Raw genomic sequence first — 20,163 nt, 5'->3', positions numbered from 1 at the left:
TTATCCATAGCGTTAATTAGGTATAAACTTTTTACTTTACAATCATATTAATAACCAAAAAAATTTCTACTTTGACCAACATATGTTAAGTTCTATTCCGGCCGCTGTAGGCCGACTACTCATTTCTGAACCTTTTATGATGGACCCTAATTTTAAGAGGTCTGTTATTCTTATTACAGAGTACCACGAGGAAGGTGCTGTGGGCTTTGTGCTGAATCATCAAAGCGATAATTTACTGGGCGATTTGCTGCCCGATGTATCATACTCAGAGCTTCCGGTTTATCTGGGTGGGCCTGTAGCTGCTGATACACTGCATTTTATACATCGCTGTCCCGAGAAAATTCAAGGTGGCCTGGAAATTGCCAAAGGTGTATACTGGGGCGGCGATTTTGATACGGTAAAAAACCTGATTAACAACTACCAATTAAATCCTGATGAGATTAAATTCTTCACCGGCTATTCTGGCTGGACTGCCGGACAATTGGACACAGAGTTGCAGGACGATACATGGATTGTAGCGTCTGATTATAAACCGGAGATGATTTTTGCCGATTCTGAGCATAATTTATGGCGCGAGGTAGTAATTAGTCTTGGTCAGCGGTATGCGCATATTGCCAATTTTCCGGAAAACCCGATGTTGAATTAAGCAGAGAATGCTTGTTTTGAATAAAGATGTAAGTCGGCCAGCAAACACTTGGCCGACTTTTTTTATTTTACTTTTGATGTAACCCGATGCGGCACGCCAGCGTCATAAACATAAAAACCATGAAAAATCACCTACTTAAAACAATTGCATTTACTTTATTAACGGCGGGTGCTGCCACATTAAGCTCGTGTAATACTACCTGTGTAAAAGGATCGGGCAAAGAGTCGTCTGAAGATCGTAAAGTAGAAAGCTTTACCAAGTTGAGGTTATTGGGCGGCTATAAAGTGTTGTTAAAACAAGATAGCTCATTCTCTGTACACGTTAGTGCCGATGATAATCTGCTGCAATATATCCGTACAAGTAATAGCGGCAACGAGTTAAAGATAAAGACTGAAAAGAATATCTGTAGCAATCATGATATTACGCTTACCATCGGCGTTAAAAATCTGGAAGCTATAGAGTGCTCCGGCGCCGTAGAATTGAGCAACCAGGATACCCTGCGTGTACAGGATCTGGAGATGAAGTTGAATGGTGCCAGTAAAGTGGATATGAGCATTAATGCTGATCGCCTCACAACGCGTGGCGCTGGCAGTACCAACGTTAAGTTGAGAGGGCAGGCTACTACCCACGATGTTAAAATGACCGGCGCAGGCTCATTAGACGCGTTTGACTTTGTGGTGAGTGGCTATGATATAGAAACCACCGGTGCAGTACACAGCAAGATCAACGTGTTGAAAGACCTGACCGTACACTCAACCGGCGCGTCAGAACTGCAGTATAAAGGCAATCCGTCAAATGTAAGCACCAGTAAAACCGGTGCCGCAGATATTAAAAAGGTTAATTAAGTTACTGTTTTATCTCGTAAAAGAGCGCCCTTATACAGGGCGCTTTTTTTTTATCGCTCGTTTTCATCAATGCCACCAGCCTAAAATGGTGCCCATTAGCGTGAGTGTTAGCAGACTGTACCCTCCGTTTATAAAAATATAGCGCCAACCCTTAAGTTCAAATAAACTGTGAATGGCAATTGCGCAGAACGTCCAGATGCCGGCGTGAAAACCAATGGCCGAGCCTCTGCCTATATCAGCATGTGTCATTGCGATGAATAGCGACAAGTTAAACGACATTAACAACGAAAATACCGCCGTAAAGCCGAAAATTTTTCCTTTGTTACCGTTTTGAATGTCGCTTTCGGTGAGTTTACTATCGGTCAACCAGGCGTCGCCGAAGAGTGCGCTAGAATACCAGATACCGCCTATCAGAAAGGCAGACAGAGCAGCAGTTGCCACTGCGGCCCAGTTAATCAGTTTGGGATCCATAAGTTTAAATTGTGTTAAGTATCTCTAATATACCTGTTTTAAATGAAATAATGCGTTTGCACTTCGCGTTATCTGTACGTAATAGGTTGGTTTTATTGTCGTAGTGTATACCTTTGCGGCACATTTTCAACCACAAATACCCAAATCAACAACATGAAAAAAACGCTTACTATTTTATCACTATGCCTGCTTACTGCAAAATTTGCATCGGCACAGCTTATACCATCTTTTGAATTTGGTTTGAAAGGCGGCGTAAACCTTTCGCGCTTTTCAACCAACTCAACTTTTAATTCAAACAACCGCGCAGGCTACCTGGGTGGTGTTTGGGCACGCATTGGTGGTTTAGGTTTTAACCTGCAGCCGGAGCTGTATGTTACAGGCAAAAACATCGAGGTGAAAGACAACAATGGTGTAACCGCTACCGCCCAGTTTACCAGTATTGATTTACCAGTGTTGGTAGGTGGTAAATTTGGTGCCATGGGTATAGGCGGTCGTATTTACACCGGTCCACTGGCTTCGTTTACGGTTAACAAAGATCAGAGTCTGGGTAATGCGTTTAGTAAAGCCGTATCGTTAAATTATAAAGACCAAAACTTTGCCTGGGTATTTGGTGCTGGTGTTGATATAAAGAAACTAAGCATTGATGCGCGTTATGAGTACGGTTTAACCAAACAACCATACGACGCCAGCGGCGATAAAACCCGTGTAAGTTTGTTCAATGTATCTTTAGGGTACCGCTTGTTCTCACTATAAGCAAATCGTTAGCATAAAACAGAAAAGGCGTCATGATTAAAGTCATGACGCCTTTTCTGTTTTCTTTTTTATAGCTTAAGCATGATTAATGGCCATTTCTAAAGCTTTATTGTGCTTGTAGCGGAATACAAATGGGAAGATGACTGCAATAACCAAAGCGTAAGCTGCAAAGGTTAGCCAGATCCCGTGCCAGTTCTTAGTCATATCTGCATGGGTAAAATATTTGTCGATAATAACACCGCTGGCAATGCTGCCAAACAACGCTCCAAAACCGTTTACCATCATCATAAATACACCCTGCGCGCTAGCCCTGATCTGCGGCGTGGTTTGTGTTTCTACAAACAATGAGCCCGAGATATTGAAGAAATCGAACGCCATGCCGTAAACGATACACGAGAGGACGATCATCCACAGACCATCAGCAGGGTTGCCAAGGGCAAACAGACCGAAGCGCAGCACCCAGGCCAGCATGCTGAACAGCATTACATTCTTAATGCCAAACCGGCGCAAGAAGAATGGTATGGTTAAAATAAACAGTGTTTCTGATGCCTGCGAGATAGACATAATGATGGCTGGATATTTCACGGCCATCGTATCATGAAACTGCGGGAAGTTCTTAAAGTCGCCCAGGAAAACATCGCCGTAGGCGTTGGTTAACTGCAACGCCGCACCCAACAGCATAGAGAAGGCAAAGAAGATAGCAAAGCGAGGAGTTTTAAACAAAGTGAATGCCCTTAAACCCAATACGTCGATAATAGAGCTGTTTTCTATCTTATTCATTGGTGGCGGGCATTTCGGCATGCTAAAGGCATAAATTCCCAGCGCAAATGCCACGGCACCGGCTATATAAAATTGATTGGCAGATGACTCGTTGTGCGTTAAACTAACGGTCCACAAAGCTGCAATAAAGCCAATGGTACCAAACGTGCGGATGGGAGGGTAAACTTTTACTACGTCCAGATCGCGGTTCTTCAAAGCTGTATAGGCTACAGTAATGGAGAGTGAAAGCGTAGGCATGTAAAATACCATGTTCAGCAACATTACCCAGAAGAACAGGGTGGGGTCTTTAACCATTGGTACGCAAAACAATACTACACCGCCCAGAATGTGCATCAAACCGTATAAACGCTCAGCATTAATAAAGCGGTCTGCAATTATACCGGTCAGCGCAGGCATAAAAATGGCCGAGATACCCATGGTTGAGAAAATGGCCGAAAACTGTGTAGCGTTACCCAGTTTGTTATCAAACCAATAATGCCCGATGGTTAGCAGCCATGCCCCCCAAATAAAGAACTGCATAAAATTCATCACTATTAAGCGGAACTTAATATTCATATAGGCACTCGGTTTGTTATAGTTTCTGTTAAAAAATTAAAAGTGGAAATTAGGGATTTTAATGCGAAATCAAAAAAGAATAGTTGGAGTGTAGGGTGCTTATTTGTATTGCGAGGAGGAACGACGAAGCAATCTCGTTGTAGGACTATTGCGTGCGACGAGATTGCTTCGTCATCCGGCCCGCTATTCACAGCAATGACAAAAATCTATAAACAGAAAAGGTGCAGTAACCCGCACCTTTTCTGTTTTATCTAATCTTTATTCTTCAATCACTATTTATTCACTGGGCCAACAGGCATTACGGTACGACCGTAAACCTCGTTCAGCACATTGGCAATACCGGTGTAAATGGCAGAAAGACCACAGATGATGCCCTCGTAACCTGCAAGGTGTTTTACGCTTGGGTTTTCGGTAGCATCGCCAATTACCAGTAAAAAGAAGAGTATGGTTAACGATGCAAATACAAACTGTAAAGCACGGTTCAGTTTAAGTGTGCCGAAAAACATGAGCAATGTAAATACGCCCCAAACTGCCAGGAAGGCCGGCATGGTAGAGCCGCTTGGTGCTTCGGCCCAGCCTAGTTTTGGCATTACCAGTAATGCCACCAGTGTAAGCCAGAAAAAACCATAAGATGTGAAGGCGGTAAGGCCGAAGGTGTTGTTCTTTTTAGCTTCAATAATACCTGCAATTACCTGGGCCAGGCCGCCGTAAAAAATGCCCATAGCCAGTATCATTGAGGTAAGCGGAATAAAGCCGGCGTTGGCAAGATTAAGTAAAACGGTGGTCATGCCGAAGGCGCATAGACCGAGAGGGGCAGGATTGGCAATGCCATCCTTAGCAATAGGTGTTTCAGTGCTCATAAAGTAAGGTTAGTAATTGTTTTATAGGGGCAATCTAATTTATTTGCAGTTAATTAACAAGTGTTTTTCAAACAGGTAATTTAATTTATCGTTATTTATCACATGCAAAAGTTAGTATTGATAAGGCATGGCGAAAGCTTCTGGAACAAAGAAAACCGCTTCACCGGTTGGGAAGATGTAGACCTGTCTGAAGAAGGCTGCCAGCAGGCTCATCGGGCCGGTCAGCTGTTAAGGAAACATGGGTTTACGTTTGATATCGGCTTTACATCGGTGCTGAAACGATCAATCAAAACCATGCACTTTGTGTTGGAGGAGTTGGATCAGCTATGGATCCCCGTACAAAAATCCTGGCGCCTGAACGAGCGCTTTTACGGCGCCTTACAGGGCTTAAACAAAGACGAAATTACCGCTAAATACGGCGAAGAACAGGTACACAAATGGCGCCGTGACCCGCATGAGCATCCGCCGGCCATTACTACAGATGATCCCCGTTTTCCCGGGCATTACCTGCGTTACAATGATTTAACTTATCGGGAACTACCGCTCACCGAAAATCTGAGCGAGACCATGACCCGGGCCTTACCGTTTTGGCATGAAGTAATTGTACCGGCCATGCGCCAGAACCAAAAAGTGATTATAGCAGCGCATGGCAACAGTTTGCGCGCCTTGGTTCAGTATATTGATAACTTGCGCGATGAAGAGGTGAGTCAACTAGATATTCCCACCGCTCAGCCCTGGGTTTATGAGTTAGATGACCGGTTAGATAAGATCAGGCATTATTATCTGGACTAGCGTCTGCAGCAGTATCGCGCTCTTTGGGATCATAGTATTGAATTTTATCGGCCTGAGCATCTATCCAGTTAGCTATTATTTTATTGCAAGTGATCAGTATGTAGGCCATAATAAATTTACCTATCTGGAGGAAGAGGTATTTGGTTTCAGGGTTTGCTATTATGCCGATGGACTTATCGCTGAGAGAAAAATAAGTAGACAGGCCACTAACAAAAGCAGGTAAAGCCTCAACCACAAGCCAAGTGCCTATCAGTAACAAGATGATCCGGATAATTTTTACACGTTCGATACTGAGTTTAAACATTTCATCATCAAATCCTCTTTCTAATTTTAATAGGGCTACAATTTTTTCTGCCCGGCATAAGCAGGCCCAAATCAACCATACAAATACCATACAGCCAACAAACTGCAGTAAGGCAGCTTCCAGGATACTATCACGGCCGGGGCTGTTTAAATTAATTGAAGCAACTATTATTAATTGAGGTATTACCCCCAGTGCCTGGATCAGCAGAAAAATACCGGCGATTTTTATAACAATCAGCCAAAAGGTTTTAGGTGACATAGTAAGGTTTATTTGTTTTAAATATACAGAAGATAAATTAATGCAGTGGTGCTAATAAACCTATGTTTAGCCATTTTGTCTATATTCGTATAAATAAAAACTAATAAAACCTGATGAAAAGATTAACCCTGATGCTGGCATTTTGCCTGCTGGCCGTTGCGCCGCTGTTTGCACAAACTAAAGACGAAAAAGATGTAGCCAACGCTGTTGAATTTATGCGCAAAGCTATGGTTGACGGCGATCGCGCCCGTTTGACCCAACTAGCGGCTGACGATCTGAGCTACGGTCACTCCAGCGGAAAAATACAAGATAAGGCGGCGTTTGTAGAAGCCATTGCCTCAGGCGCGTCAGACTTTGTGACGATTGATCTTACCCAGCAAACCATCAAGGTAGTAGGCAATACTGCTATTGTTCGCCATATCCTTACCGCGCAAACTAATGATGGCGGTAAACCGGGCACTACGCAATTAGGCATTATGCTCATTTTCCAAAAACAAAAAGGGGCATGGAAGTTGCTGGCTCGTCAGGCTTACCATTTGCCGGTGCAGTAGTTGTTCAAGAATAGAGATTGAAGAATAAAGATCGGGGTGTGCCTGGTCATACAATAAAAAAGCGATGGGGATATACCGCATCGCTTTTTTATTGTATATGGTGACAGGTAGGTTTATTTGGTGGTAATGATGATAGCGCCGTTTGCACCTTTATCGCCATATATGGCTTTAGCGCCTGCAGTGCTCAGTTTACTGACGGTCTTGATATCAGCAGCTGATAATTTTCTGAATTGTTTCTGAGTAGCTTCTTTACCGTTAATAATGATCAGTTTGTTATCAAAGTTAAGTTGATTGAAAATCGGCAGATCTGCATACTGAACATTGTTTAATTTGGTGACGGTATGTTTGGGGCTGACGCTGTCGAGGTATATAACATTCGCCTTGGTATTTATACCGGTCTTCTTACCGTTTATTTTTACTGAAGTAACATGGATGGTATCAGCTGTAAGGTTGTAGCTTTGGCGCAATTGATACAACTCTTCTACTTTGGCGCTATCTGTTTTAACCTTTTTCGCAGCGCGGTATCCTAATACCGTAACAGGGTCCAGACTTTTTTTACCGGTGCCGATTGAGAAAGTGTTTGCTTTCTTTGACGTATCTACGGTCCCGTTTGCATTTTTTAATGTGATATAAACCATGCCTTTGGCTTGGCTTACTTTAGGGTCTTTGTACACTTCAATATGGTCAATATCGGCTGCTGGAATTTTGTTTAACTCCAGGTTCTCCACTTTTTTGCCGTTGATATAGTATTCGATGTTTTGTTTCTTGAGGATGGTATCGCCAACAGCGGTAGTATAAGTTGCTGTAAGCAATTGTTCAGGTTGCTCTGCTTCGTTTATGCTAATAGGGGGAGCCTTAATTGTTTTAGCAGGCTTGGCAACTGGTTCATCTGCCTTGATTTTTGCATGTTCAGGCAAAACTTCTTTTAAGTTTACTACGGCTTTATTAAGCGCTTTTGCCACTACTTTGCCGGCTTTGTCAAGGCTTCTGCTTATTTCTGCTTTTGATACCGAAAATACCAGCAGCATCAGCATCACCGCAGGCACTAGTATCAAGTAACGGGTGATGTTGATGTTTGAAGAACGTCTGGCGTTCATCATCATAATTCTTTTTTTTATGGTTGATATGTTGAAGTTGTTGGCAATGGCATGATTCTGCGCCTGCAGGTTTACATTGAGCAGGCTGTATTGATATGTTTTGGTATCCATACCTTTTTGCAGAATCTTACGATCTGTTATAAACTCTATATTTTCGCGGATGGCGCGTTTCATGAGCCAAATGCCCGGGTTAAACCAGTAAAACACCGCGCTGAGCTCGCCTAGCAGAATATCCAGCGTATGCCACTCGTTCACATGGATTTGCTCATGTTCCAGAATAGCTTGCAGGTCGTTTGGTTCGTGGTTCTCCGGGTTTACATAAATACTTCTCCAGAAAGAGAATGGGTTTACGTTGCCCTTGATAGCCCGCACAAAATATTGTTGGATGCGTAACGGTTCAGAGCGCTTGTGCAAACGGTAAAGAGATAATAGTTGCGTACCTAGTCGCATACCAAGGATAATAACACCTGCCCAGAAAGCCATTTGCAGCCAGTACCATTGATCGTGCCGGGTGGTAAGCGCTTTTACAGGCGCTTGCCAGTTGATGATCACCACCTGGATTGGCTTGTTGATCTGCTCGTGCCGCTGCAGAAAATTATTTAGATCAACACGCGAATAAAGCGTGGCAAACAGGATAGCCGTAACCAGATAAATACGGTTAAGGGTGTAAAACGTAAGCCGGCGTAGCACCAGGTAATAACCTGCGCAAAATACCAGCAGGGCTACGTTTACTTTGATGAGGTATATAAATAACTCAGGCATGGCGTTTATTTTTTAGGGTTTTCAATCATGTTGATGATCTCTTGCAGATCCCCCGCGCTTATCTTTTTCTCTTTGGCAAAAAAGGTAACCAGTTCTTTGTAAGAGTTCTGGAAGTAATCGCTTACAAAGCCGTTCATAAATTTCTTTTTGTAATCTTCCTCAACTATCTGCGGGCGATACAGGTAAGAGTTTCCCATCTTTTCGGCGGTTACAAAACCTTTGCGTTCCAGGTTCTTTATGGTTGAGGCCAGCGTAGTATAGGGGGGCTTAGGCTCTGGCATGGCATCCAGGAAATCTTTAATAACACCCGTCTTACACTGCCATACCGCTTGCATGGCTTCTTCTTCTTGTATGGTTAATTTATCCATTGCTAATACGATTATATCGTAAATCTACGAATGTTTCGTAATTAAACAAATTTATTTTCAGGTTTTAACAGAATTTAACAGAAGGGGAGATGGGGAAGTGAGCTACGATGTCATTATGAGCGATAGAGAAGAACTACTCTTTTGAACGAAAGCGAAAAATATTAGAGGGTAGGTAACTAGGATTAGCCGGGATTTTTCTAATGTTGAAACCTTCTGCATCAATCACCCAATCGTCATTTTCCCCAACCTTATAGCCCTTAGAAAACTATATCTTTGTTTACACCGTAAGGATCAATACAACCCCTTAAAATACCTTATAATATGCGTACCCTAAAAGTTTTAGCCCTGTTGTTGTGTCTGTCCGTTTCTGCCTTTGCGCAGCATCTTAAAACCAACGGTCATGCCAATAATCCTTATTATTCAAATACTGATACCAAAAAGCTCAACGTGAGTAATGCGGAATGGAAGAAGATATTATCACCGGATCTATACGCCGTAGCGCGAGAGCAGGCAACTGAGCGTGCTTTTACCGGCAAGTATTGGAACTCGTCTGCAAAAGGCACTTATTATTGTGCAGTATGTGGTAACAAACTGTTCCGCTCTGATGCCAAGTTTGCCAGTGATTGTGGCTGGCCCAGCTTTTTTGAAGCCGTTAGAAAAGATGCAGTTATTTATAGAGAAGACGACTCATACGATATGCAGCGCACCGAGGTAATCTGTGCTCGCTGCGGCTCACACCTGGGGCACATTTTTGACGATGGCCCGGCGCCAACTTACAAGCGGTTCTGCATGAATTCTGTATCGCTTGATTTTGAACCGGACAGGGCTTTGTAATCTCTGTGCTTACCGCCCGTTCAGTTTCTTTAGATAGGCTTTTTGCAGATTATCAATAGCCGTTTTGTATCCTTTCTCATCCGCAAATGCTTCCGGATTGTAAGGGTCATCAGGCTTATGTTTTTTCTGCATATTAAACTGGCTGGCATGGGAGGCCAGCCATATATCAAACTTAATACCTTTCATCTTGCGTAGGGTGTACTCGTAATCTTCGCCTACATCCTGATAGCCGGGCATGCCTGCAAGTTTGGTTTCGCTGAGTACGGTAGGCATGTTGGCAATCAGTACTTTATATGTACGCTTGTCATCTTTTACATCAAATAAAAAGCTGCAAGCGCCAGGCGTATGTCCCGGACAATGAATAACCCTGATACGCATACCGTAAAACTTTACGGTGTCGTTATCGCATAATAATTTATCAGCCTTCACCGGAGCGAACATGGGGCCTTTGCCGCCCATCACATAATCGGAGTTGCCTCCGTCGGCCAATGAAGGGGCATCTTTTTTACCGATCATTACCTTGGCGCCGGTCTGTTCTTTTATGGCAGCAACCGCGCCCACGTGGTCATAATGGGCATGCGTGGCCAGTATTACCTTGATATCGTTGTATTTAAAGCCCAGATCTTCAATGTGTTTTTTAATCATAGGGGCAGAGTCTGGCAAGCCCGTGTTGATCAACATCAATCCTCTCGAAGTAGTAATAAGATAGCAGGCTAAGTCTGCCGTACCTACATAATATAAATTCCCGGCAATACGAAACGGCTTATAGTCTTGCGACCATTCGGGCTGTACCACCGGCGGTTTTACCAGTTTTTGAGCCAACGTTATTGAGCCCAGTAAACATAAAAACGTTAAGGGTAGTGCTGTCTTTATCAATCTCCTAAACACGCTCATCTTCTTCACTTTTTGATAAATTATTTGGCAAATGCAATGTGTAATTCTGTAACCTGTTTCATGCAGCGGGCGGGTTTCTTTTCGTCCTGCACAATGATGCGGAAAGGACCATCAGCTGCCGCAAGTGGCTGGCCATCTATCTGAGTGGCCAGAATAATGGCACGATCTGTAAATTCTTTATCCAGCTCGGCAAGGGCAAAAGTTACCTGGTAGCCATCGCTGGCAGAGGCCAATACGTATTTTACCAGATTTTCGCCTTTCAAATCTTTACCCATGGTAACGCCGGCTTTTTGCAACAGGGTAGAAAGCAGCACGCCAGTGTAAGTATGATCTTTCCCGTCGCGGTCTTTACGGGTTACTTTGGTTTGTTCGTATGTTTTGATGTTATCTGGTGTAATAGTGAGCGGGGTGGTTACCTCGCCGGTAATTTTAACCGAGGCCTGCTTTTCAGCTTGGGCATTAACCAGAAATGGCGCTGCTAGTAATAACAGCACAATGGCATATTTTTTCATTCGGATAGATTTTTCTTAAGCTGATGTTTGGTTACAGATATAAAAGGGTCTGCAAACCGGGCATCGGCCGTAAAGGTAGTATCGGTTAACATATTTAAAAAAGCGATAAGCTGTTTTTTTTCAATTGCAGTCAATTTTAAAGCCCGTCCGCCTGGTATGTTAGAAGCATCCTGCAAAAAAGCGCTCAACGCAGGCGATTGTGCCACATGTTCGCTGTAATGGTCAAGTACTTCATTTAATGTTTTAAAACGCCCATCGTGCATGTAGGGTGCCGTCAACGCGATGTTGCGCAGTGTGGGTACTTTAAACCTGCCTCTGTCGGTTGCCAACTTAGTAAAGGCACCAATACCTTCATCTTTAGAAATACTGTCGAGTCCGTTATTGTGGAACAACTCCAGGTAATTTTTGGGGCCACCATGGCAATGCGAGCAATTGGCTCCGCGGATGCCTTTCTCCGGGTCAGGGAAAGTATTGAACAAGGTCATGCCTTTCAACTCGTCATCGGTAGGTTGGTAGTTGTTAGCCAGATAGCGATCGTATTTTGAATTGGCCGATATCAGCGTGCGTTCAAATTGTGCCAGCGCTTTTACCATGCGGTTGGTGGTTATAGCGGTATCGCCATAAACTTGCTTAAAAATGGCAGGGTAGAAGGTAGTGTTTTTAAGCTTCTTAATAGAAACGTCAAGCGGTTGCCCCATCTCTACCGGATTGACCAGCGGAAACGAAGCTTGTTCTTCCAGGCTTGACGCACGTCCATCCCAAAAAAACTTTCGTGCCCACAGCAGGTTGGCCAGCGACATGGAGTTACGCGCAGCCCGCGCACCATGTACACCGCGACTAAAAGCTACACCATCCGTAAAAGCCAGCTCCTGTTTGTGACAGCTACTACAAGACACCGAGTTATCCGCCGAAAGCAATGGTTCATAAAACAGCAGCCGACCCAGAAATACGCCTTGTTTGGTGGTCGGGTTATCATCCGGCGTGTTAACGCGGTTGCCAAAGTTGGCAGGATAATTTAGCTGATATGCACCGGTAGGGATGGTAGTGGCATCATAATAAGTCCACGCAGAAAGAGCCGATGTTGTTACCGCCAGCAAAAGCACTATTGCGCCGGTAGGCAAACGTCGTCGTCTTAAAATCTTGGTATGCTTGGCAGACTTCATATAATAGTTTCTAAAATAGGGAAAAGAAAAGCCCGGATAGCTATTACCCGGGCCAATCTACTGTAATATTTAGCTTACAGTTATTTTTTTGCGGCTCGTGCCTTTTTTACGTCGGCTACGGTTACGGCAGGAGCTTTGTTGCCAAAGCTGTTACGCACATAGGTAAGCACAGCGGCAATTTCTTCATCTTTCAGCATGGCCAGGGCGGGCATGGTGTTGGTATAAGTATCGCCGTTAATCTCCACGTTCTCGCTAAAACCGTTAATCACAATTTTGGCCATTCGCACCTTATCGCCTAAAACATAAGGCGTTTTGATTAAAGGCGGGTTCATGTTCTGCACGCCACCGCCGTCAGCCTGATGACAGCTTACACAATAAGTGGTGTATACTTTTTGACCAGCGGTGATAGTTGCCGCTAAACCAGCTACAGGTTTAGTTTTACTTACCGGCTTTTTTTTAGTCTGTGCAAAAACAGCAACAGATGCAAACGTGAGGGCTAATATGAGGAGCGTCTTTTTCATTTATAATATTATTGTAAGTTGTAATGTTTGGATGTTGTGAGGTTGAAGTCTGTGTCCCTAATCTTTAACCTTCAATCTTCAAAATCTATTTTCCGTAGCTAATTTTATATACTGTTCCTTTGGCGTCGTCTGTTACGTAAATTGAACCATCGGCACCTTGTGCAAGGCCGACCGGGCGATGATCTGCACGGCCTGATGCTGTTTTTTCAGGACCGCCTGAAAAGCCATCGGCAAATACTTCCCACTCGCCATCGGGTTTGCCGTTTTTAAACGGTTGGAAAACCACATAGTAACCGGCTTGTGGTTCTGGTGCCCGGTTCCAAGAACCATGGAATGCGATGAAAGCGCCGTTACGATATTTTTCAGGAAACATTTTGCCGGTGTAAAACAACAACCCATTAGGAGCCAGGTGACCAGGGAATGCAACTACCGGGTCAATAATATCTTTAGCGCCTTCTTTCTTGCCATCACCGCCATACTCTGGCGCTTGTATTTTTTTATGCTGAAACTGATCGTAATAAATGTAAGGCCAGCCGGCATTGTCGCCTTTTTTCAGCGCGTACATACATTCGGCAGGTAATAGTGATGATTCTTTAACCGAATACATCTCCGGGAAAATATCATGCAACTGATCACGACCGTGCTGCATAACAAATAGTTGGTTAAGCTGTTGGTTCCAATCCAGACCAACTACGTTGCGTAAACCGGTAGTATAGCGCACGCCATCTTTATAAGTCTGATTTAGCTTATCGGCCTTGAACTGCCAGATACCGCCTGCCGAATCAAGGATAGGGCATCCCGGCATACCCATAGAATGCAGTTGGCGATCCTTCTCCTGGCATGAGTTAGAGTAAGCACCAATATTTACATAGATGTTGCCATCGTTATCCAACACAATCGACTTGGTTTCATGCTCGCGACCCATTTTTAGGCCGGTAACTATTTTTTCAGGCTGATTAGGGTTGATTACCTCGTTTTGTTCATTCAGTTTGTACCGAAAAACTTCCTGGTTTGATGAGGCGTACAGATAGCCATTCTTTATGTAAATACCAGTGCCGCCATAATTAGCAAAACCTTTTACAAAGGTGGCTTTGCCATTGGCGCCTTCTTTATATTCCAGCAATGCTACGCCGTCTTTATCAGGTCTGGCCAGTTTTACGTAGATCAGGCCGTTGGGTGTTACGGCAATGTGGCGGGCTCTGGCACCAGTTTCGGCGGTAATTACAGCACTGAAGCCGGCAGGAAGTTTTAGTCCTGCGCTATTGGCATCTGCCTGGGGACGGTGGTTTTTAAATGCGGCCGTAAGCATGAACACAGCACCGGCAATAACCGGTACAGCTGCGGCCAATAAAATTTTCTTTTTCATACGTGGCTGTTTGGTTTGAGCGAAGATACATTAATATGTATCAATGTTTAAACACATGGCGCTTCATAACAAATAAGTTATACAAGCAATTGGTAGGGCTAAATATTCAAAAAAATAAAATTTGGTCTTTAAAGCCTAAGGCGCTTTTGCGTTTCCTTTAAGATTACTATTTTTATAAAAATTGAAATTATATTCTTATAATTTATAAATAAGTAAAATATAATTTTATTTCATCTAAATTTCATGGAACAAATACTTGTTGTGGATTAAACCCTGATGTGCTTTAGTCGTCTATCATACTAAACAATAAAACATAAGACGATGAAAAAGTTAGTATTGATACCGGCCCTTTTCTTTGGCGCTTTTGCCGTAAAAACTGCTAATGCGCAGATAGGCTTACATGTTAACTTACACCTTGGCGGTCTACATGCTTCAGCCATTATTCCGGTGGTGCCAGCAGCTCAGCCTGTTGAAGAACCGGCGTGTGCTGATGATGACTACTATTACTACCCTGAGGTAGAAGCTTATTATAGTGTACCAGAACATTGTTACTACTACCAGGATAATTACGGTAGCTGGGTATCTGCAGCTTACCTGCCTGGCCGATACCACGATTTTAACTGGCGTACTGCCCGTAGGGTTGAGATTCGTAGTGCACGTCCATACGCTCATCATGATGTGTACCGCTCACGTTACGGTGGCTGGTCAAACCGCGATGACTATTATTCAAGGGCGTTCCCTGGCCGTGATCGTGACATGCCTTCTCCCGGCTTCGACAGAAGCGATCGTCGCGACTGGAATGGTTCGAGAGACAACGGCCGTGATTGGAATCGTGGCGACCATAACAACTACAACCACGGCGACCGTGATAACAATGCCTACAATAATAACCCTGGCAGAAACCAAGGTGGTTATAACCAACCCGATCAAAACCGTAGCTCACAAAATGGTTACGGCCAGGGCTGGGGTGGCAGACAGAACCAAAACCAGGGCGGCTATAACCAGCCAGATCAAAACCGCGGCCCACAGGGTGGCTTTGGTCAGGGCCAAAACCATGGTCAATACGGTCAGGGACAGCAAGATGGTGGTCAGAACCGTGGCAGAGGCGGTTTCGGTGGTGGCCAATACACACAACGTGGCATGGGCGTAGTTAATGGTGATCGTTCCGCAAACATGGCCATGAACAACAGGCCAACAGCAGGTTTCTAAAAATTACTAACTCCAGCATATATTGAAACCGTCTCGCAGATGAAACTGCGGGGCGGTTTTGTTTTTGGATGGGATTTTGTTTAAAGACATCATCGCGAGGAACAAAATAATCTTGTCTCCTTGTCATTTTGAGCGATAGCGAAAAATCTCCGTGGACAAGCAATGAGGACGATCCTCAAAGATGCTTCGTTCCTCAGCATGACATGGTGGTTACTCATCTGACGAGCTTGTTTCGTTTCTTGCAATGACTTTGGGAAGCTAACAAGCAACTTCTTTAACAAAAACCATAAATTTTTTACAAAAAATACATGTTAAAACATACTTAAATAGGTAAATTCACGTCCTTTAAAGTATTGAACTATTGAATGATTGGCTCTTGTAATAGATTTATTTTCCTGATTGTATTATGTGTGTGGTTTAGTAGTGTTGCCAAGGGGCAAGATAATCCTAACTTAAATATAATTCCGGCCCCCATATCAGTGCAAAAACAGATGGGGCAATTTAACCTGAGCAATCAAACCGTTATTATTGCCGATAGTATCAATAATAAATCAGTGCAGTTTTTCAGCGCTTATCTTCACGATAAATTTGGTCTGCAAAATCAACTCAAGGCAGCCAGTGGCCCGGTTTCGTCTAATAGCATCGTGCTAACTTCCGAAGGCAGCGATGGTCTTCCTGCCGAAGGTTACCGTTTAACCATTACTCCACAACAAATTAAAATTTCAGGAAAGGGTGCCGGCTTGTTCTATGGCGTGCAATCGCTGATACAATTATTGCCTTTAGATAAAGCAGATGCTGCTGTTATTCCGTGCGCAACTATTGAAGATTATCCGCGCTTTGGCTATCGTGGTATGCACCTGGATGTGGCACGCCATTTTTTTTCAGTTGATTTTGTGAAGAAGTATATCGATCTGCTGGCCACCTACAAACTCAATAACTTTCACTGGCATTTAACGGATGATCAGGGCTGGCGCATCGAAATCAAAAAATATCCGCGATTAACCACGGTTGGCAGTCAGCGTGCGCAAACATTGGTTGGCCGTTATCGTAGCTATAATCAACAATATGACAATACGCCTTACGGCGGCTTTTATACTCAGGACGAGATCAGAGACGTGGTGAAATATGCGGCAGATCGTTACATCAACATCATCCCGGAAATTGAAATGCCGGGGCATTCCAGGGCTGCACTAGCCGCTTATCCGGAGTTTAGTTGTAATCCAAACCGCAGCTACAAAGTGGCTGAAACCTGGAGTGTAGAGGATGGTGTTTACTGTCCCAGCGAAAAAACCTTTGCTTTTTTACAGGATGTACTAGCCGAAGTGATGGATCTGTTCCCCTCAAAATACATTCACATAGGCGGCGACGAAGTTGCAAAATCTGTTTGGCACAACTCATTATACTGCCGCCAGATGATCAAGCGCCTGCGTTTAAAAAACGAGCATGGCTTACAGAGCTACTTTATCCATCGCATAGAAAAGTTTGTAAACTCCCAGGGCCGCAGTATTATTGGTTGGGACGAGATTTTGCAAGGTGGTTTAGCGCCAAACGCCACCGTAATGAGCTGGCGCAGCGAGTGGGGTGGAATTGCAGCCGCGCAGCAGAAACATAATGTCATTATGTCGCCCAGTAACGAGGGTTTGTATTTTGATTTTGCACAAGGTCGCGTAAGTGCCGAACCATTGAGTATTGGTCGTAACTCCACCTACCAGAAAGTTTATAATTACAACCCCATGCCTGCTGCTTTAAATACTGAGCAACAGCAATATGTAATAGGTGTACAGGCCAACATGTGGACGGAATATATTGACAGCGAAGAGAAGCTGGAATATATGCTGCTGCCGCGATTAATGGCCCTTTCTGAAATTGCATGGACGCCACAGGACAAGAAAAACCTGAATGATTTTGCCGAAACCCGCATGCCGCATCACCTGGCGTGGTTGGATAAAAGTAATTGCAATTTTAGGGTTGACCGTGCGCTTGGGGTTACCGATACCATGAGCATCGGTAGCCAACTGAATGTGGCCTTGAAACCTACCGTGGAAGGAGCGAAAATCTATTATACCACAGATGGTTTTGCGCCCGATAAAAATTCCAAAATTTATAATGGTCCACTGAATATTGATATTCCAGACGGACAGTATCGTGAGTTGCAGACGATGGTGATTACGCCAGGTGGTCGTCAAAGTCAGGTGACACATACGGTGATGGCTAACTTACCGCCGCTGCCCGCCATAAATTTCCAGGCCAATGATACCGGTGTAAAATATAAGTTGATGCTGAATGCAGATACAGCTGCAAAAGCGCAAGAAGATACCGTGGCTTTGATTCCAGATTCTGGTATGCTGAAAAGTTTTAATACCTCCCTTATCCGTAAGACTAAAAACGCCTTTGGGGTAATATTCAGCGGGTTTATCCGTATTGATACTGATGGCATTTACTCGTTCTCTACAAAAGGCGGCGATGGAACAAACATTATGATTGACGATCAGCCGGTAGTAGCAACAGATAAAAAGCAAAGTACCTATTTGCCAGGGGGCGGACTGGTACTGAAGAAAGGTTATCACCGCTTTACGTTAAAATATTTTGATACGGGCAATGCAGGTGATATATTGCATGTTTACATGGAAATGCCCGGCAAACCTAAAGGCGAGCTTTCTGCCGAAACGATATTTAATTAACTTATTGCGATATAGAAAATGTTACGCAGCTATTATTTAGTAATTGCAGGTATTGCCATCATGGCGGCCGGCTGTTCGCAAAGCGGCACCAAAAGTCAACCGGTGGCCAGTGCATCAACCAAGCCACAATTAATGCAGCCGTTTACCTATCACAAAATGATTGAGGTATCGCCGGGGCAGTATTATGATGTGATGAGCTGGGGACGTGGCGGCAAGGGCAAGGGTGCTTTACTCATTTTGCATTCAGACTCGGTTAATAAGGATTTTACAACCACCACCGGCGATCTGGACGGTGCCATTTTTGACGTATTTAATTCTGATATGGATGCCGATGGCAATCCAGAGTTATTAATCGAGTCAAAGGGTAAAGACACCGTTAACTACAGTACCATCCAGGCGTATGAGTTTAACGACAAGGCCCAGAAACTAGATTTTCCTAAGCTGCAATCATATCAGAAACGCGGTTACCGTGGTAATGATAATTTTTTCATGAAGGATGGCAAGCTGATTCGCGAGTATCCTATCTATACCAGCAATGATTCTACCGCCAAACCAACCGGCCAGAAACGAGTGCTGGAGTACAGTCTGCGCAGCAACAATCTGACAGTAAAAGATCTGAGTAAGGATACGCTGAAAGTGATCGGTCAGCCTGCTGCAACCACTACTGCTGCTACCAAACAACAGGACGAGAAACCAAAAGCCAGCACACAGAGCGATAGCAAGAAAAGCAGCGAAAAGAAATCGTCAAGTAAATCTTCTAAGAAGCACTCATCAAGCAGCAGTCATAGTAAAAAGAAGAAGCACCACCATCATCGCGAATAGTTTATTGTCATTTCGATGAGCACGAGGGGGGATGAGCGGAGGAGCGGAAGAGAAATCTTATACGATTGATAAGCTGATCGTTAAGCAAGCATGGAATGATGTTTTCTCGCATCCGCTTAAGAGAATAGTTTTCTCTTTGCTACGCTCGGTTCGACATAAATGTTTTTACTTACCGTCAACCTTAAATCTCGGCTCCCAGCAACCAGCGCCAGGCCCAGCGTGTAACGCGGTTAAAGCCGTTCCATTCTGATACAAACTCAATAATATCCTTCATGCAGTTCTCGGCAAACTTCTGCCTGTAGTTTTTGAAGGCGACTTTGTAGACATCGTCTGTATTTGATAGCCCTATGCGTTCATAAATCTCGCGCTTTACGTACATGGTGCGCACAAAGTAAATATTAAGCAGAATAACAAAACTATACAAGCTGCGCTTAATGTAACCGGCTTTTTCGGTATAGCGTTTCAATAGCCATTTGGTAAACACAATGTGCCGGCCCTCCTCAATATTATGCAGATCAAAGATCTTGCGGAGCACCAGGTAAGTTGCGGGATATCGGCGGGCGTGGTTGCCATACATGTCGGTAATTAATTCTACCGAGAGGCTGCCCATAAACAGATAATCTGCCGGGAGATATTTGGTGGTAAACGTGCCGACAAACCTATGCGCGCGCGATTGTTTCAGCGGTTCGCCGCCCAGATGCGTAATAGCCTGGGCAAACATTTCCTGGTGACGGTATTCTTCAATCAGCTCGCGCAGCAGAAAGCGGTGCTCTGCATCTGTGGGCTTTAGCGTAAGCAGGTATTTGCTCATAAACACGCAGAATAAAGCCTCACCCCAGCTATACGAGAACATCACCTGCACAATTTCATGTCGACCCAGTTCTAGCTTTTGAGCAGGGGTGAGGGTATCAAAAATGGGCGTCCCCTCCAGCGATAGCAGTTTTTCGGGCAGATATACCTCATCAGCCTGCCGTTCTGTTTGCCAGGGCACATAGGTTTCCGGCATCAGCGGATGCTCTTTGCTGATCCTGATCAGACGCTCGATGGTTTTGTCCTGCATTATTTAAATATAACGTGGTAGGGACGAAATAGTTGCCTGATATTGTTATTGCACCAGGA

Annotated in this window: 21 protein-coding genes; 9 read left to right on the top strand and 12 right to left on the bottom strand. The window is 44.1% G+C overall.

Annotation, left to right across the window (positions count from 1 at the left end; genetic code table 11):
- The first annotated feature begins 82 nt into the window (after positions 1-82).
- Complete coding sequence (locus tag ABZR88_RS10130; protein ID WP_107828860.1) at positions 83-646, top strand: YqgE/AlgH family protein; 564 nt, start codon at positions 83-85, stop codon at positions 644-646.
- 119 nt (positions 647-765) lie between these two features.
- Positions 766-1,491 (top strand): head GIN domain-containing protein, encoded by a 726-nt coding sequence (locus ABZR88_RS10125; RefSeq protein WP_170113612.1) that lies wholly within the window; start codon positions 766-768, stop codon positions 1,489-1,491.
- Between the two features lie 66 nt (positions 1,492-1,557).
- Here ABZR88_RS10125 and ABZR88_RS10120 read toward each other — a convergent pair whose 3' ends face one another.
- Entirely contained in the window at positions 1,558-1,962 is a 405-nt protein-coding gene (locus tag ABZR88_RS10120; RefSeq protein ID WP_107828858.1) for a DUF1761 domain-containing protein, read from the bottom strand.
- Positions 1,963-2,115: 153 nt separating this feature from the next.
- Between ABZR88_RS10120 and ABZR88_RS10115 the strand changes: the two genes are divergently transcribed.
- Positions 2,116-2,715: a porin family protein gene (locus tag ABZR88_RS10115; protein WP_107828857.1), complete on the top strand. Its 600-nt coding sequence runs from the start codon at positions 2,116-2,118 to the stop codon at positions 2,713-2,715.
- A 75-nt stretch (positions 2,716-2,790) separates the two neighbouring features.
- On the opposite strand, the gene ABZR88_RS10110 is transcribed toward ABZR88_RS10115, so the two are convergent.
- Both ABZR88_RS10110 and ABZR88_RS10105 read right to left on the bottom strand, forming a co-directional pair.
- Positions 2,791-4,050, bottom strand: coding sequence for a nucleoside permease (locus tag ABZR88_RS10110; protein WP_107828856.1), 1,260 nt, complete (start codon positions 4,048-4,050; stop codon positions 2,791-2,793).
- Between the two features lie 272 nt (positions 4,051-4,322).
- Complete coding sequence (locus ABZR88_RS10105; RefSeq protein WP_107828855.1) at positions 4,323-4,910, bottom strand: GPR1/FUN34/YaaH family transporter; 588 nt, start codon at positions 4,908-4,910, stop codon at positions 4,323-4,325.
- A gap of 102 nt (positions 4,911-5,012) precedes the next feature.
- On the opposite strand from ABZR88_RS10105, the gene gpmA reads away from it, so the two are divergent.
- A complete protein-coding gene (gpmA, locus tag ABZR88_RS10100) occupies positions 5,013-5,702 on the top strand; it encodes a 2,3-diphosphoglycerate-dependent phosphoglycerate mutase (protein WP_107828854.1) in 690 nt (229 codons plus the stop codon).
- Here the strand turns inward: gpmA and ABZR88_RS10095 are convergent.
- On the bottom strand, positions 5,680-6,264 hold the full coding sequence (locus tag ABZR88_RS10095) for a hypothetical protein (RefSeq protein ID WP_107828853.1): 585 nt from the start codon (positions 6,262-6,264) through the stop codon (positions 5,680-5,682). The two genes, gpmA and ABZR88_RS10095, sit on opposite strands and share 23 nt — an antisense overlap.
- Before the next feature lie 113 nt (positions 6,265-6,377).
- Here ABZR88_RS10095 and ABZR88_RS10090 point away from each other — a divergent pair, with 113 nt between their 5' ends.
- Positions 6,378-6,815, top strand: coding sequence for a nuclear transport factor 2 family protein (locus tag ABZR88_RS10090; protein WP_107828852.1), 438 nt, complete (start codon positions 6,378-6,380; stop codon positions 6,813-6,815).
- A gap of 113 nt (positions 6,816-6,928) precedes the next feature.
- Here ABZR88_RS10090 and ABZR88_RS10085 read toward each other — a convergent pair whose 3' ends face one another.
- Positions 6,929-8,674, bottom strand: a complete 1,746-nt coding sequence (locus tag ABZR88_RS10085) for a M56 family metallopeptidase (protein ID WP_107828851.1) — start codon at positions 8,672-8,674, stop codon at positions 6,929-6,931.
- Between the two features lie 5 nt (positions 8,675-8,679).
- Entirely contained in the window at positions 8,680-9,042 is a 363-nt protein-coding gene (locus ABZR88_RS10080) for a BlaI/MecI/CopY family transcriptional regulator (protein WP_107828850.1), read from the bottom strand.
- A gap of 321 nt (positions 9,043-9,363) precedes the next feature.
- On the opposite strand from ABZR88_RS10080, the gene msrB reads away from it, so the two are divergent.
- Positions 9,364-9,876: a peptide-methionine (R)-S-oxide reductase MsrB gene (msrB, locus tag ABZR88_RS10075; RefSeq protein WP_107828849.1), complete on the top strand. Its 513-nt coding sequence runs from the start codon at positions 9,364-9,366 to the stop codon at positions 9,874-9,876.
- Between the two features lie 9 nt (positions 9,877-9,885).
- On the opposite strand, the gene bla is transcribed toward msrB, so the two are convergent.
- The 5 genes from bla to ABZR88_RS10050 all read right to left on the bottom strand — a co-directional run bounded on the left by bla (position 9,886) and on the right by ABZR88_RS10050 (position 14,332).
- Positions 9,886-10,698 (bottom strand): subclass B3 metallo-beta-lactamase, encoded by an 813-nt coding sequence (gene bla, locus ABZR88_RS10070; RefSeq protein WP_245917050.1) that lies wholly within the window; start codon positions 10,696-10,698, stop codon positions 9,886-9,888.
- A 92-nt stretch (positions 10,699-10,790) separates the two neighbouring features.
- Positions 10,791-11,282 carry a molybdopterin-dependent oxidoreductase gene (locus ABZR88_RS10065; RefSeq protein WP_107828847.1) on the bottom strand — a complete coding sequence of 164 codons (492 nt, stop codon included), beginning with the start codon at positions 11,280-11,282 and terminating at the stop codon, positions 10,791-10,793.
- Positions 11,279-12,445, bottom strand: coding sequence for a cytochrome-c peroxidase (locus ABZR88_RS10060; protein ID WP_107828846.1), 1,167 nt, complete (start codon positions 12,443-12,445; stop codon positions 11,279-11,281). Before ABZR88_RS10060 ends, ABZR88_RS10065 begins: the two co-directional genes overlap by 4 nt.
- Positions 12,446-12,525: 80 nt before the next feature.
- Positions 12,526-12,966, bottom strand: a complete 441-nt coding sequence (locus ABZR88_RS10055; RefSeq protein ID WP_107828845.1) for a cytochrome c — start codon at positions 12,964-12,966, stop codon at positions 12,526-12,528.
- A gap of 85 nt (positions 12,967-13,051) precedes the next feature.
- The gene (locus tag ABZR88_RS10050) at positions 13,052-14,332 is read right to left on the bottom strand and encodes a sorbosone dehydrogenase family protein (RefSeq protein ID WP_107828844.1); all 1,281 of its coding nucleotides are present in this window, start codon (positions 14,330-14,332) and stop codon (positions 13,052-13,054) included.
- 321 nt (positions 14,333-14,653) lie between these two features.
- Between ABZR88_RS10050 and ABZR88_RS10045 the strand changes: the two genes are divergently transcribed.
- From ABZR88_RS10045 to ABZR88_RS10035, 3 genes are all read left to right on the top strand, one after another.
- Positions 14,654-15,541 (top strand): hypothetical protein, encoded by an 888-nt coding sequence (locus ABZR88_RS10045; RefSeq protein WP_107828843.1) that lies wholly within the window; start codon positions 14,654-14,656, stop codon positions 15,539-15,541.
- 365 nt (positions 15,542-15,906) lie between these two features.
- Entirely contained in the window at positions 15,907-18,222 is a 2,316-nt protein-coding gene (locus ABZR88_RS10040; RefSeq protein WP_107828842.1) for a family 20 glycosylhydrolase, read from the top strand.
- 18 nt (positions 18,223-18,240) lie between these two features.
- On the top strand, positions 18,241-19,044 hold the full coding sequence (locus ABZR88_RS10035) for a hypothetical protein (RefSeq protein ID WP_107828841.1): 804 nt from the start codon (positions 18,241-18,243) through the stop codon (positions 19,042-19,044).
- A 181-nt stretch (positions 19,045-19,225) separates the two neighbouring features.
- Here the strand turns inward: ABZR88_RS10035 and ABZR88_RS10030 are convergent, their stop codons facing one another.
- Positions 19,226-20,104, bottom strand: a complete 879-nt coding sequence (locus ABZR88_RS10030; protein WP_107828840.1) for a diiron oxygenase — start codon at positions 20,102-20,104, stop codon at positions 19,226-19,228.
- Between the last annotated feature and the right edge of the window lie 59 nt (positions 20,105-20,163).

Source organism: Mucilaginibacter yixingensis, assembly GCF_041080815.1.
Classification (GTDB): Bacteria; Bacteroidota; Bacteroidia; order Sphingobacteriales; family Sphingobacteriaceae; genus Mucilaginibacter; species Mucilaginibacter yixingensis.
Note: the sequence above shows the minus strand (reverse complement) of the source record. Positions and strands in the feature narration are given on the sequence as shown.

Bases quoted from the DNA above. Each gene is read 5' to 3' on its own strand.
- ABZR88_RS10130 (WP_107828860.1), top strand. From the start codon at position 83: ATGTTAAGTTCTATTCCGGCCGCTGTAGGCCGACTACTCATTTCTGAA.
- ABZR88_RS10125 (WP_170113612.1), top strand. From the start codon at position 766: ATGAAAAATCACCTACTTAAAACAATTGCATTTACTTTATTAACGGCG.
- ABZR88_RS10120 (WP_107828858.1), bottom strand. From the start codon at position 1,962: ATGGATCCCAAACTGATTAACTGGGCCGCAGTGGCAACTGCTGCTCTG.
- ABZR88_RS10115 (WP_107828857.1), top strand. From the start codon at position 2,116: ATGAAAAAAACGCTTACTATTTTATCACTATGCCTGCTTACTGCAAAA.
- ABZR88_RS10110 (WP_107828856.1), bottom strand. From the start codon at position 4,050: ATGAATATTAAGTTCCGCTTAATAGTGATGAATTTTATGCAGTTCTTT.
- ABZR88_RS10105 (WP_107828855.1), bottom strand. From the start codon at position 4,910: ATGAGCACTGAAACACCTATTGCTAAGGATGGCATTGCCAATCCTGCC.
- gpmA (WP_107828854.1), top strand. From the start codon at position 5,013: ATGCAAAAGTTAGTATTGATAAGGCATGGCGAAAGCTTCTGGAACAAA.
- ABZR88_RS10095 (WP_107828853.1), bottom strand. From the start codon at position 6,264: ATGTCACCTAAAACCTTTTGGCTGATTGTTATAAAAATCGCCGGTATT.
- ABZR88_RS10090 (WP_107828852.1), top strand. From the start codon at position 6,378: ATGAAAAGATTAACCCTGATGCTGGCATTTTGCCTGCTGGCCGTTGCG.
- ABZR88_RS10085 (WP_107828851.1), bottom strand. From the start codon at position 8,674: ATGCCTGAGTTATTTATATACCTCATCAAAGTAAACGTAGCCCTGCTG.
- ABZR88_RS10080 (WP_107828850.1), bottom strand. From the start codon at position 9,042: ATGGATAAATTAACCATACAAGAAGAAGAAGCCATGCAAGCGGTATGG.
- msrB (WP_107828849.1), top strand. From the start codon at position 9,364: ATGCGTACCCTAAAAGTTTTAGCCCTGTTGTTGTGTCTGTCCGTTTCT.
- ABZR88_RS10065 (WP_107828847.1), bottom strand. From the start codon at position 11,282: ATGAAAAAATATGCCATTGTGCTGTTATTACTAGCAGCGCCATTTCTG.
- ABZR88_RS10060 (WP_107828846.1), bottom strand. From the start codon at position 12,445: ATGAAGTCTGCCAAGCATACCAAGATTTTAAGACGACGACGTTTGCCT.
- ABZR88_RS10055 (WP_107828845.1), bottom strand. From the start codon at position 12,966: ATGAAAAAGACGCTCCTCATATTAGCCCTCACGTTTGCATCTGTTGCT.
- ABZR88_RS10050 (WP_107828844.1), bottom strand. From the start codon at position 14,332: ATGAAAAAGAAAATTTTATTGGCCGCAGCTGTACCGGTTATTGCCGGT.
- ABZR88_RS10045 (WP_107828843.1), top strand. From the start codon at position 14,654: ATGAAAAAGTTAGTATTGATACCGGCCCTTTTCTTTGGCGCTTTTGCC.
- ABZR88_RS10040 (WP_107828842.1), top strand. From the start codon at position 15,907: ATGATTGGCTCTTGTAATAGATTTATTTTCCTGATTGTATTATGTGTG.
- ABZR88_RS10035 (WP_107828841.1), top strand. From the start codon at position 18,241: ATGTTACGCAGCTATTATTTAGTAATTGCAGGTATTGCCATCATGGCG.
- ABZR88_RS10030 (WP_107828840.1), bottom strand. From the start codon at position 20,104: ATGCAGGACAAAACCATCGAGCGTCTGATCAGGATCAGCAAAGAGCAT.